Origin of the sequence: Flavobacterium tructae (assembly GCF_002217475.1) — a bacterium.
In the GTDB taxonomy this organism is placed as follows: domain Bacteria; phylum Bacteroidota; class Bacteroidia; order Flavobacteriales; family Flavobacteriaceae; genus Flavobacterium; species Flavobacterium tructae.
This window is the reverse complement of sequence record NZ_MUHH01000042.1, coordinates 49,537-61,466: the sequence shown is the minus strand read 5'-3', so window position 1 is coordinate 61,466 and position 11,930 is coordinate 49,537. Positions and strand designations below refer to the sequence as shown.

Annotated in this window: 11 protein-coding genes and 1 pseudogene; 5 read left to right on the top strand and 7 right to left on the bottom strand. The window is 35.3% G+C overall.

The features are described 5' to 3' along the window. Positions 1-27: 27 nt before the first annotated feature. Positions 28-174: pseudogene (locus B0A80_RS21030) on the bottom strand (DUF2809 domain-containing protein); the annotation flags it as partial. Positions 175-473: 299 nt separating this feature from the next. Here B0A80_RS21030 and B0A80_RS17520 point away from each other — a divergent pair. After that, positions 474-878, top strand: coding sequence for a hypothetical protein (locus B0A80_RS17520; protein ID WP_089078128.1), 405 nt, complete (start codon positions 474-476; stop codon positions 876-878). A gap of 51 nt (positions 879-929) precedes the next feature. Here B0A80_RS17520 and B0A80_RS17515 read toward each other — a convergent pair whose 3' ends face one another. The 3 genes from B0A80_RS17515 to B0A80_RS17505 form a co-directional block, all read right to left on the bottom strand. Next, a complete protein-coding gene (locus tag B0A80_RS17515) occupies positions 930-1,403 on the bottom strand; it encodes a hypothetical protein (RefSeq protein ID WP_083342498.1) in 474 nt (157 codons plus the stop codon). Positions 1,404-1,522: 119 nt separating this feature from the next. After that, on the bottom strand, positions 1,523-3,034 hold the full coding sequence (locus B0A80_RS17510) for an FMN-binding glutamate synthase family protein (RefSeq protein WP_070906808.1): 1,512 nt from the start codon (positions 3,032-3,034) through the stop codon (positions 1,523-1,525). A gap of 33 nt (positions 3,035-3,067) precedes the next feature. After that, positions 3,068-3,850: an NYN domain-containing protein gene (locus B0A80_RS17505; protein ID WP_089078127.1), complete on the bottom strand. Its 783-nt coding sequence runs from the start codon at positions 3,848-3,850 to the stop codon at positions 3,068-3,070. 288 nt (positions 3,851-4,138) lie between these two features. Between B0A80_RS17505 and B0A80_RS17500 the strand changes: the two genes are divergently transcribed. Then, positions 4,139-5,398, top strand: a complete 1,260-nt coding sequence (locus B0A80_RS17500) for an aminotransferase class I/II-fold pyridoxal phosphate-dependent enzyme (RefSeq protein WP_070906804.1) — start codon at positions 4,139-4,141, stop codon at positions 5,396-5,398. A gap of 117 nt (positions 5,399-5,515) precedes the next feature. Then, positions 5,516-5,998, top strand: coding sequence for a hypothetical protein (locus B0A80_RS17495; protein ID WP_165769278.1), 483 nt, complete (start codon positions 5,516-5,518; stop codon positions 5,996-5,998). Positions 5,999-6,095: 97 nt separating this feature from the next. Here the strand turns inward: B0A80_RS17495 and B0A80_RS17490 are convergent, their stop codons facing one another. From B0A80_RS17490 to B0A80_RS17480, 3 genes are all read right to left on the bottom strand, one after another. Beyond that, positions 6,096-7,214 (bottom strand): GTP cyclohydrolase, encoded by a 1,119-nt coding sequence (locus tag B0A80_RS17490; protein ID WP_070906802.1) that lies wholly within the window; start codon positions 7,212-7,214, stop codon positions 6,096-6,098. 126 nt (positions 7,215-7,340) lie between these two features. Beyond that, positions 7,341-7,889, bottom strand: a complete 549-nt coding sequence (locus B0A80_RS17485; protein ID WP_089078126.1) for a hypothetical protein — start codon at positions 7,887-7,889, stop codon at positions 7,341-7,343. 88 nt (positions 7,890-7,977) lie between these two features. After that, positions 7,978-8,955, bottom strand: a complete 978-nt coding sequence (locus B0A80_RS17480) for a transporter (RefSeq protein ID WP_070906800.1) — start codon at positions 8,953-8,955, stop codon at positions 7,978-7,980. An 89-nt stretch (positions 8,956-9,044) separates the two neighbouring features. Between B0A80_RS17480 and B0A80_RS17475 the strand changes: the two genes are divergently transcribed. After that, positions 9,045-9,365: a DUF4834 family protein gene (locus B0A80_RS17475; protein ID WP_017498738.1), complete on the top strand. Its 321-nt coding sequence runs from the start codon at positions 9,045-9,047 to the stop codon at positions 9,363-9,365. A gap of 50 nt (positions 9,366-9,415) precedes the next feature. Next, positions 9,416-11,875 carry a YfhO family protein gene (locus tag B0A80_RS17470; protein ID WP_089078125.1) on the top strand — a complete coding sequence of 820 codons (2,460 nt, stop codon included), beginning with the start codon at positions 9,416-9,418 and terminating at the stop codon, positions 11,873-11,875. The last annotated feature ends 55 nt before the right edge of the window (positions 11,876-11,930 follow it).

The window sequence follows — 11,930 nt, the reverse complement described above, 5'->3', positions numbered from 1 at the left end:
TAAAAAGCCTTGTCCCAGAACATATCTGCCAAAAAGAGTTTTCCTAAGCGTAATCATCCAATCTGCCTGATAAAGCTGAAGAAATTCTATTCCGTAGCAAATGGTCAATGAAATTATCGCAGTAATGGAGGTTTTTTGGTTAAAAAATAAGATTCTGACTAATATATAGATCATGACGGCATACAGCGCATCTCCAAAATAGAGTGGAAGGACTGTAATTTTTCTGGAGAGAATTCCACAGCAAATCACACAAAGAAATGCAAATAGGTAGTAGATTCTTGGCTTTTTCAATTTTAACATGGCATTTTAAGTGAAACAAAGATAGGAATTAGGTGGTAAAATAGTAAGCGTTTGATACAATCGAAAAGTTTAAAGAGGGTTGTTTTCTTTCAGTTTTAGAAATTAGAGAGATTATTATTATCTTGAGATGCTTTTAGAGCTTAATGATTTATAAAAAAAAATAAAAAAACAGGATGAAGAAAATAATACAAACCTTATTTGCCGCGGCCTTAGTAATGTCTTTGGTGAGTTGTAAAAATACAAAGCAAAAACTCCAGGAATATGTCGTTACCTATAATAAGAGTACAGCCAAGAGTTTTCATGAAGAAAACATAACACTTACTACGGCAAGAGGTTATCTTGAAGATGATAAAATTGAATTGAGGTTTGAAACCAATTTAAAAGAAAATGAATCGAATAAATTGGCAGCTGTTTCGTCATTTCCGGTTTTGTTGAAAAAAATGATAAAAGAGAATAAAATTCCTCAGGAATTGATCGAAGAAGGAGTAAGGTTCGATGCTTACTTTTTGGCTGATGACAATACGGTTTTGGCAAAAGAGGTTATAAATAAAGAAGCCCTTCCGAATTTGTTAAAATAATAACTATATTGGATAGGGCTTTTATTTCTTTATAATTATAAGCTTTTGTTTTTAGAGGTACATTAGATAAACTCTGATTTTGCTATTGTCATAGTTGTAGGTACCATCTTCGTTTCTTGGTCCAAGAACAGATGGAAGATTGACTTCAAATGTCCAGCTTGCTCCAAGTGTTAATCCGTTAACGGCACGAATTTGAGTTCCTCCGGCTCCTAATGCAAAATGAAAGAAACCGCTTGAATTGATACGATAAAAGCCAATAGCAGTTCCTGCGGGAATTGTTTCGCCTGTCCACTCTCTCTGTGTAGTGAATTTCTCCACCCAGTGTTTACCTGTAATGGTTTCCATTTCGCGGAGTGAAATTTTTGTGGGATGTAGTAAATACTGAACATAGGCAACGGTTTCGTAGCAAACACCATTGATGTATTCCGAAACATTTTTAAATCCGTGAATAAAATCATTTGCCAGATTTTCTTTTTGATGGTGATCAAGCATTTCTATGCGATAGCCTTTGGGTGTTAATAGCATTGATTAATTTGTTTAGTTGGTTAAAGGATTAACGATTTATCTTAGTGGTTAAATAAGTTAACATCTATACAAATGTAATAAAAAAGCTATGTATTGGTTTTTGTTTTATAAGTATTTTTTTAATGTTTTGTTACATTTGTTAAGTTGTCCGGGAAATAGTTGTCAGATAAATTGCCAAATTCATCACCCCGCATGAAAATATTAATATCGACTTCGCTAAAACTTTTTTTACCTGCTGCTGCTAAAAGCTCGTTGGCAGAATGTAAGGTGTTTTTATGAAAATGATACACGCGATCGGATTTATCGGTTACCACCAAGCCTTTCATGAGCATTTTGTTTTGAGTGGCTACTCCGGTCGGGCATTCGTTATTGTGACAACGCAAGGCTTGAATACAGCCTAATGAAAACATGAAACCACGTGCGCTATTGCACATATCGGCACCCAAAGCTATTGCATGGAGAATGGAATAGCCGGAAATGATTTTCCCGCTTCCAATAATGCGAATTTTATCGCGAATGTTTAAGCCAACTAGCGTTTTGTTTACAAATATTAGTGCAGGTTCAAACGGCATTCCTACGCCATCGGCAAACTCTAAAGGAGCAGCTCCCGTACCTCCCTCAGCACCATCAACAGTAATAAAGTCAGGGAAAATATTTTCGGTAATCATTTCGTGGCAAATGGCTTCAAATTCGGCAGTATTTCCGATACATAATTTAAATCCAATAGGTTTTCCGTTGGACAGTTCACGTAATTGTGCTACAAAACGGATAAGACCTTTGGTGTCTGAAAAGGCATGATGTCCCGGAGGAGAAAGAATGGTGGTGTGAGGTTCAACTCCTCTGATTTTAGCAATTTGTTCGGTATTTTTTCTCGCCGGAAGTACACCGCCATGCCCTGGTTTTGCTCCTTGTGAAAGCTTAATTTCGATCATTTTTACATTAGGAAGATTGGCTTTTTCGGAGAACTTTTCAGGACTGAAGTTGCCTTCAGTATCTCTGCAGCCAAAATACCCGGTGCCAATTTGCCAGGTGATATCGCCACCACCCGCAAGATGAAATTCAGTTAAACCACCTTCTCCGGTATTCTGATAGAAATTTCCTTTTTGGGCACCAATATTTATGGCACGAACGGCATTTTCACTTAGCGAACCGAAACTCATTGCCGAAACATTAAATAACGAGGCCAGATAAGGTTGTTTACAGTCTTTTCCGCCCACCAATACACGAGGTAATTCCTCGTTAACTTTTGCGGGAAAGATGGAGTGTTTTATTCCTTCGTAACTGTCATGATTCAGATTTTGCTGCGTTCCGAAAGGCGTATTTGAATCGATGTTTTTAGCCCTTTGATAAACCATAGAGCGCTGGTTTCTGGAGAATGGTTTCCCATCGGTTGATCGTTCAATAAAATACTGTTGGATTTCGGGAGCAATCATTTCAAATAAATATCTGAAATAGCCCAAAACCGGAAAGTTTCTTAAAATCGCGTGTTTTTTTTGAGTAGCGTTGTAAATACCTACCACTAATAATATAGGTAGAATAATTACCAGTAAAAAACCTCGTTTCGTGTAAAGATAAATTGCTAAAACAATTAGAAACAATAAGAATCCATAGATGAAGAATTTTTTTCTCATGTTTGCAAGTATTTAAAGAGTAATAATTTATAATCAATTGAATCGCAGGCGTACATAAACGTGCTTAATTCCTTTTTTGTCCGATTCTCTTTCGTCGATTTCAAGAATATCGGTCAGTGATTTTAGCATTGGAGTAAGTTTAGAAAAGCCATAATTTCTAGGGTCAAATTCTGGTTTTTTCTTTACAATAAGATTTCCAACATCTCCTAAAAATGCCCAGCCATCGTCGTCTTCAATATCTTCAATGGTAGCCTCGATAAGGTCAATGGTTTGTTTGTCAATTTTATGCAGTGCTTTTTCAGCCGGTTTTTCGACCGGTTTTTTAGTGTCGGTTGTAGTCGTAACTTTGGGTTTCTTCTTCTGAATAGCGCCGTCCAGAACTTCGATGTATATAAATCTGTCACAGGCCACAATAAAAGAATTGGGGGTTTTCTTTTCTCCAATACCAATTACTTTCATACCGGATTCTCGTAATCGAATGGCAAGACGTGTAAAATCGCTGTCGCTGGAAACAATGCAAAAACCGTCCAGTTTTCCGGAATACAGTAAATCCATTGCATCAATTATAAGGGCAGAATCAGAAGAATTTTTTCCAATGGTATAGCTGTATTGCTGAATGGGGGTAATGGCGTGTTCCAGTAAAACCCCTTTCCAGCCATTTGAGTTTGGTTTTGTCCAGTCGGCATAAATGCGTTTAGTGGTAGGGGTTCCAAACTTCGCAATTTCTTCCATCATTCCTTTTACATTGCTGTAAGGTACATTGTCGGCATCAATAAGAACAGCGAGTTTTAGATCTTTTGAAGTGCTTAAAGCCATCATTTTGGTTTTAGTATTTGTAATTCATTTTTTTAAATGCCCTTTAAAATTAATAAAAATAAAATGATTGAGGTATTTTTGGTTATATTTATAACTGGTATAAATTGCAGTTTTTTGAAGATGTACTATTTTTTGTTAAGAAAAGTAGTGTTTAATTAATGGTTTTGTGGTGAAATTTTATCAAAGAACAATTTTGGTCAGAATCATTTTTAAATTATTATGATAGCACAGAATAAATATTTATTTTTGCACCCTGTATAAAATAAAAATATTACTACACAATATATTATGGTAAAAGATTTATTCGAAAGAATTCAGGACAATAAAGGACCATTAGGAAAATGGGCTTCTCAGGCAGAAGGTTATTATGTTTTCCCAAAGTTAGAAGGAGAGTTGGGTCCTAGAATGACATTTCACGGAAAAAATATTCTAAACTGGAGTTTAAATGATTATTTAGGTTTGGCTAATCATCCTGAGGTTCGTAAGGCAGATACTGATGCAGCAGCTCAATATGGAGCAGCATATCCTATGGGAGCTCGTATGATGTCAGGACACACTACTTATCATGAGCAATTAGAAAATGAATTGGCTTCTTTTGTAATGAAAGAATCGGCTTACTTATTGAACTTCGGATATCAGGGGATGGTTTCGATCATAGATGCTTTAGTTACTAAAAATGATATTATTGTATACGATGTAGATTCGCACGCTTGTATTATTGATGGTGTTCGTTTACACATGGGAAAACGTTTTACTTACAAGCACAATGATCTTGAAAGTATGGAGAAAAATCTTCAGCGTGCTACAAAAATGGCTCAGGAAACGGGTGGAGGTATTTTATTCATTACCGAAGGTGTTTTTGGAATGCGTGGACAACAAGGAAAATTGAAAGAAATTGTTGCTATGAAACAAAAATACAATTTCCGTTTGTTAGTGGATGATGCGCATGGTTTTGGTACACTTGGTAAAACAGGAGCCGGAGCGGGTGAGGAGCAGGGAGTTCAGGATGAAATTGATGTTTATTTCTCTACTTTTGCAAAATCTATGGCTAATATCGGAGCTTTTGTAGCAGCAGATAAAACCGTAATTGATTACTTAAAATATAACTTACGTTCACAAATGTTTGCTAAAGCATTGCCAATGATCCAGACAATTGGTTCATTAAAACGTTTGGAGTTGTTGCGTAATTCATCTGAAATTAAAGACAAACTTTGGGAGAATGTAAATGCATTACAAAATGGTTTAAGAGAAAAAGGATTTAATATTGGAGATACGAATACTTGTATTACTCCGGTTTATCTGGAAGGAAGTATTCCTGAAGCAATGGTAATGGTAAACGATTTAAGAGAAAATTATGGTATTTTCCTTTCTATCGTGGTATATCCGGTAATTCCAAAAGGGATTATTTTGTTAAGAATGATTCCAACAGCTTCTCATACATTGGCTGATATTGATGAAACGTTAACTGCTTTTGAAGCCATTCGTGAAAAATTAGTAAACGGAACTTATAAAGAAATCGCTGAACGTACTACTGTTGACGTTTCGTAAAATTTTAAAGAAATAAATTCCTGATATGGGAATTATATAAAAGAATCCATTCGTTATACGAGTGGATTTTTTTTATTTGGGGTACTTTTATCATTCAAAATCAGTAAAATGTCAATTATGAAAAAAGTAATAGTAATATCCATGATAATGCTCACTGTTTTTATTTCCTGTAAAAAAACGACTGATACCGATCCGGTGCAGATAGCGCCAAGTCCACCAAAAGAAGCTGAGATCGTTGAACCGGCAGGAGATCAATGTTATGCATCAAGAACTCGTAATAGCGTGACTGAGATGAGTCTTAATGTCAATTTTCATCAGGAAGTAAACGGGAAACTAAGTTATAACATATCAGGAAAGGATAAAAACGAAGGAACTTTGATTGGTAATATGAAAGGTGATACGTTAATTGCCGATTATACTTTCATGTCTGAAGGCGTTTCCTCTGTCAGAGAAGTTGTGTTTTTGAAAAAAGACGGAGCTTTTATTGAAGGCTATGGCGATGTAGTAGAAGCAAACGGGAAGTTCTCTTTTAAAGATAAAAAGCAGTTGAAATTTGACCAGAAAAATGTTCTGACTAAAGTAGATTGCAAAGTAGAGTAAGCTCTGATTGTATTAAAAAGTAAAAAAATCCATTCGTGTAACGAATGGATTTTTTTTATGGGTAAAATTGTTAACTGCGACTGATGCTGAAAACTATTTACAAGTATTTTAAATACGTTTTTCTCTGGCAATGCACTTTTGGATCGAAATTTTTCCAAAGTAAATGAATGGCTGTATTGTCAGCTAATTCAGGAGTTCTGATACAATTCTGAATTCCTTTTTCGGAAAAAGTTTTATAGTATTCATCAAAAATAATAGCGGTAACTCCTTTGTTTTGATACTCGGGGTGTACCCCAATCAGGTAAAAAACAACATCTTTACTCTTTTTACGGGCTCTTAGTAAATGAATAAACCCAAACGGGAATAATTTTCCTTTTGCTTTCTGTAAAGCTTCAGAAAAGCTAGGCATTACAATGCTAAAGGCCACCAGATTATCGTCTTTGTCAACCACAAACTTGATGTATTCCGGATTGATAAAGCTGATGTATTTCTTTTTGAAGTATTCTTTCTGAACATCCGAAATGGCAACAAACGAAGCTAATTTAGCGTATGAATCATTAAACAAATCAAACATTTTGTCTACGTGAGGCATGATGTCTTTTGTTTTGGTAAAAGTCAATGAGCGTAAGCCATACCTTTTTTTGATGAGTTCTTGTGCTTTAAGGAAAAATTCAGGTTTGACGTTTGAAAAAGGGAAGATGCTTTCGAGGTACTCTTTTTCAACCTGAAAACCCAATTGCTCAAAATGTGTGACATAATAGGGGTGGTTGTACCATGTAATCATAGTTCCCAATTGATCGTAACCATCTGTAAGAACGCCAACTTTGTCCAGATTCGAGAATCCCATCGGGCCTTCAACGTGCTCCAGATTGTGTTTTTTTCCCAATTCGTAAACTTTATCCAGCAAGGCCTTTGTGACTTCGATGTCGTCTATTGCATCAAACCATCCAAATCGAACTTTTCTTTTATGTTGGTCATTTACCTCAGACCAGTTGATGATAGCCGTAATTCGTCCTACTATTTCATTATTTCTGTAAGCCAGATAAAAATAGGCTTCGGCATTGTCAAAAGCAGGATTTTTAGTTTTGTCAAATGACTCTAATTCATCTGCCACAATAGGGGGGACCCAGTAGGCATTGTCTTTGTAGATTGAAAACGGAAATTTGATATAGTCAGTTAATTCCTTTTTGGTTATGGCTTCTTTAATTGTAATCATTAAGATTTTCTTTGTTAAGAATGTTGCTTTAAATTAGGTGCTACGATTTAAGAAACGAATATAGCTATCTTTGATTTAACAAAAAAGAATTGTGTAAAAAAAGCCCTGATTAATAAGGTTAGTGAATCATTTGAAAGTGTAGCCGATTCGAAGATGAAGGTCTGCGGTAGTATCTGAAAATTTTTTATCCAGATAAAATCTACGCCCAATTCCAATACCGGCTTCATAATTGAAATTGGTATTTCCAATATTTCGTCTTATTCCCCATTTAGGAATTAGCGCAATTTGATTAGTAATGTAGGCATTTCCAAGATTTGAAATAACAAACCAGTTGGGATAATAGTTGATTCCTAAAGTTATAAAATTGGCACTATTCTTTGTTGTTCTGTTGTTTAGATTCCGTTTATTGATGTTGTAATACCACCTTGGTTCCAGGTTAACTACAGGAGCTATTGCATATGTAGTAGTACAGCCAGAACATCCACGAAAACCACCATCAAAACCAATTTCGGTTCGTAAACTTATTTGATTGAGTAGTCGATGCTCGTTATTGATCCATATTCCCAAAAAGCCGGTTTGTAGGTTGTAAATGTCTTTTTCTACTCCGGTATTTTGGGATTTGGCTGATAAACAGATTAACAGTGATAATAGAAAGGCGTAATTTATCTTTCTCATATTTGAAAATTGGCGTATAATTTTTCAAATATAATTATTTTCCTACATTATAAGAAAAAATAAAGTACTTTTTTTCTTACAATTTTAACTATTCGTATTTCGATTTACGTTTTCGTTCTTTTGCCTGATAATCGATTTCTTTTTGTTCCAGCTCGTTATCTTTATTCTTTTTGGCTCTGTCTTCACGTTTAGTTTGCAGTTGATTTTCTTTGTAACGCCCGTCATAGCGCCAGGAAACCCCAACTCCTCCGTACAATATAGAAGGCGTGTTTTTGAAGTTTGTACTTATAGATGCATCTACCTGAAGGTTCGGATTAATAAGGTAAGCTGCTCCACCACGAACAATGGCATCGCTGTAAAAGTCACTTTTATAGCCTTGATTTTCAACAAAACCTGACCATTTATCGTTAAATCCGCGTGTAAGAGTAAGCACATAGCCGTAGCTCGGGTAGTCTGTTGAAATATAATCGGCAATAATATTAGTTACGAAAACCCATTTTCCACCGCCAAATAGATTCTGAGTGATCAACATCACTTTTGGAGAAATACTCGATTGCGGGGAAAAAGAATAAGGATTGTCTTTACCTACAAAATTAGCACCGGCAAATAACGAAACGGCAGGGATTAGCTCGTGCCAATTAAAGCTGCGATTGGCTTTGTAGCTGTAAATATTGGCTTCTTTTTTGTAGTTTTTATAGGGATCATAAATCAGATATTTGGCTCCTAAAACCGTTTGTCTGAAATTATTTTTTTTATAACTCGTGTATGGCGTGTCAAAATTTTCCATTTGGTACTGTATGTCCGCAATAAGTTCCAGTTTTTCTAAAAAAGCACCATAACGAATAGTCAGATCTGTACCAAAACCATTGGCGTCATAATCCAGCAGATTGTGTTTTTCTTTGATGCCATATACACCAAGTTCTGCCTGTATAACTGATTTTCCAACAGCATAGGCTGACATCGTTTCGCCGGGACGGTTTGAATTGATGACATCAGTGTACTGTGCAAAAAATAATTGAGGTAATAAACAAAGAGCTGCAGTAAAAAAGTTTTTATTTTTTAACATAAACGTGTTTTTGGATTAAAAAGTAATAACGCATTTCAAATGTACTATATTTTATTATTTATTTAAGATTGATATTTTAATTTTAAACGATGGATTTATTAATTTTGAAAAAAAATTATATGATCATGCAAGAAGCATCTTTTGTAAATCTGATTAAAACGATAATGTGGATCGTTGCGTTTTATTATATTTTTAAATTTTTAGCACGAATCTTTTTGCCGGTATTGGTAAAAAAAGCAGTAGAAAAAGCTGGAGAGAATTTTCAAAGACAACAACAATATAGTCAGGGTAATACATGGCAAAAAACACGTACGAATAATGATGAAATTATTATCGATACATCCAATGCAAAAAAAACTCGTGAAACCAAAAAGGTTGGCGATTATGTTGATTACGAAGAAATAGATTAAATTTGTGACCTAATTTATAGGATTCATCATTTAACCCAAACCAGCCTAAATTGAAAATAGTAAATAAGTTCTATCCGCATGCCCTTGTTATCCTGGGCTTTATTCTCGTTTCTTTAATTTATTTTTACCCGGTTTTACAAGGAAAACAAATTTTCCAGTCGGATATTGCTCAATATACCGGAATGGCTAAAGAGCAAAACGATTTTAGAGCTGCAGAACATTCTGAACCTTATTGGACAAATTCTGCGTTTGGAGGTATGCCAACTTATCAGCTGGGAGCTAATTATCCTAATGATTTTGTGGGTAAATTAGACGATGCTTTGCGTTTTCTTCCTCGTCCTGCCGATTATTTATTTTTATATTTCTTAGGTTTTTACGGACTGTTGCTGGTTTTAAAAACCGATCCTTTAAAAGCATTTATCGGGGCAATTGCCTTTGGTTTTTCGACCTACCTGATTATCATTCTAGGTGTTGGACATAATGCAAAAGCACATGCTATTGCCTACATGCCGCTTGTTATCGCCGGATTCATACTCGTTTTTCAAAAAAAGTATATTTGGGGAGGTCTGCTCACCATGTTTGCGGTTGCATTAGAAGTTAATGCCAACCACTTTCAAATGACGTATTATTTATTGATTTTCTTATTGATACTTTCAGCTTATTTTGCTTTTAGTTTTATCAAAGAAAAAGAATATAAATCGCTTTTAACGGCTATTGGTGTTTTGGCTGTAGCTGGAATTTTTGCTATTGGAGCCAATGCTACTAATTTGTTAGCAACCAGTGAATATGCTAAATTTAGTACCCGTAGTAACAGTGAATTAACTTTTAATCCCGATGGTTCTAAAAAAACTAATGAAAATGCACTAAGCCGTGAATATATAACAGAATACAGTTACGGAATTGCTGAAAGTTTTAACTTGATTGCTCCAAGACTTTTTGGTGGTTCAAATCATGAAAATGTAGGAACAGACAGTCGTATGTATTCTTTCATGATTGAACAGGGAGTACCCTCAGAGCAGGCACAGGATTTTGTGTCGGGAATGCCAACGTATTGGGGAGATCAGCCTATAGTAGCAGCTCCGGCTTATATTGGAGTTGTGGTTTTCTTTTTAGCCGTTTTAGCTTTATTTATTGACGATCGAAAAATAAAATATGTGTTTTTTACAGGAGCATTAGTTTCGCTAATACTTTCCTGGGGGAAAAACTTCGCGTTACTGACAGACTTTTTTATCGATTACATTCCAATGTATGATAAGTTTAGAGCGGTGTCATCGATTCAGGTTATTCTTGAATTGTGTTTTCCTGTTCTGGCTGTTATGGGATTACAATCGTTTTTTAAAGCTAAAGAAGAACCTAAATTGCAGCAGAAAGCGCTTGTGCAGACAGGAGTTTTTGGATTGGGTGTTATTTTGATTTTTGTATTCGCTAAAAGCATGTTTCATTTTACAGGCAGCAGTGATAATTATTTCTTAGAAAGTTACGGACCTGCTTTTGTAGATGCCTTGAAAGAAGATAGAAAGAGTTTGTATTCCGCTGATTTATTGCGATCAGGCTTTTTTATCGTGATTACTTTTGGAATCCTTTGGTTATTCATTAAAAATAAACTGGCTCAGAATACTACTTTGATTATCGTTGGTCTTTTGATGATTTTTGATTTATTTTTTGTTGATAAAAAATATGTATCAGCCAAGGATTTTGTGAGCCCGGTACAAATTGCGGCGCCATTTCAGGAAACACCTTCTGATGCTCAGATTTTAAAAGATACTACACATTACAGAGTTTTTGAAGTAAGCGGAAACATGTCAAGTGCACGTGCTTCTTATTTTCACCATTCTTTAGGCGGATACCATGCCGCAAAACCAAGAAGAATACAACAGCTTTTTGACTATCAGATTGCAAAAAACAATGTCGAAGTCTTAGACATGTTGAATGTAAAATACATCATCCAAACGGATAAAGAAGGAAAAGAATTTCCAACAGTAAATCCAAATGCTAATGGAAATGCATGGTTTGTAAGTACTGTAAAATTGGTAAATAAACCGGATGATGTAATGAAAGCATTGGATCATATCGATACTAAGACGGTAGCGGTTTTCAACGTTCGTGAGCATGAGGGTAAATTTAGAAATGCCCGTATGAAAAAACAGTGGGACACTACAGGGACTATTCAGGTAGTACAGTACAAGCCTAACTACATTAAATACAAATCAAACAACGAAAAAGATGCTTTGGCTGTTTTTTCTGAGATCTATTATAAGAATGGATGGAATGCCTATATTGATGGTAAACTTACGGATCATTTCCCTGTAGATTATGTTTTAAGAGCTATGGAAATTCCGGGTGGCGAACATACTATCGAATTTAAATTTGAACCGCAGGTTGTTAAAACAGGAAGTGTAATTACATTGGCAAGCTGCATTGGAATGTTTCTGCTTTTGATTGGCGGAGTTTATTTCGAAAAGTTCTTCCGCAAAGATTCACAAAGAAATCACGGAGATACGCTAAAATAAATTAAAGATCTTTGTGAGGCTTGGTGAAAACTTGGTGGATCTCTGTGAAATGAAT

Bases quoted from the DNA above. Each gene is read 5' to 3' on its own strand.
- B0A80_RS17520 (WP_089078128.1), top strand. From the start codon at position 474: ATGAAGAAAATAATACAAACCTTATTTGCCGCGGCCTTAGTAATGTCT.
- B0A80_RS17515 (WP_083342498.1), bottom strand. From the start codon at position 1,403: ATGCTATTAACACCCAAAGGCTATCGCATAGAAATGCTTGATCACCAT.
- B0A80_RS17510 (WP_070906808.1), bottom strand. From the start codon at position 3,034: ATGAGAAAAAAATTCTTCATCTATGGATTCTTATTGTTTCTAATTGTT.
- B0A80_RS17505 (WP_089078127.1), bottom strand. From the start codon at position 3,850: ATGGCTTTAAGCACTTCAAAAGATCTAAAACTCGCTGTTCTTATTGAT.
- B0A80_RS17500 (WP_070906804.1), top strand. From the start codon at position 4,139: ATGGTAAAAGATTTATTCGAAAGAATTCAGGACAATAAAGGACCATTA.
- B0A80_RS17495 (WP_165769278.1), top strand. From the start codon at position 5,516: ATGAAAAAAGTAATAGTAATATCCATGATAATGCTCACTGTTTTTATT.
- B0A80_RS17490 (WP_070906802.1), bottom strand. From the start codon at position 7,214: ATGATTACAATTAAAGAAGCCATAACCAAAAAGGAATTAACTGACTAT.
- B0A80_RS17485 (WP_089078126.1), bottom strand. From the start codon at position 7,889: ATGAGAAAGATAAATTACGCCTTTCTATTATCACTGTTAATCTGTTTA.
- B0A80_RS17480 (WP_070906800.1), bottom strand. From the start codon at position 8,955: ATGTTAAAAAATAAAAACTTTTTTACTGCAGCTCTTTGTTTATTACCT.
- B0A80_RS17475 (WP_017498738.1), top strand. From the start codon at position 9,045: ATGGATTTATTAATTTTGAAAAAAAATTATATGATCATGCAAGAAGCA.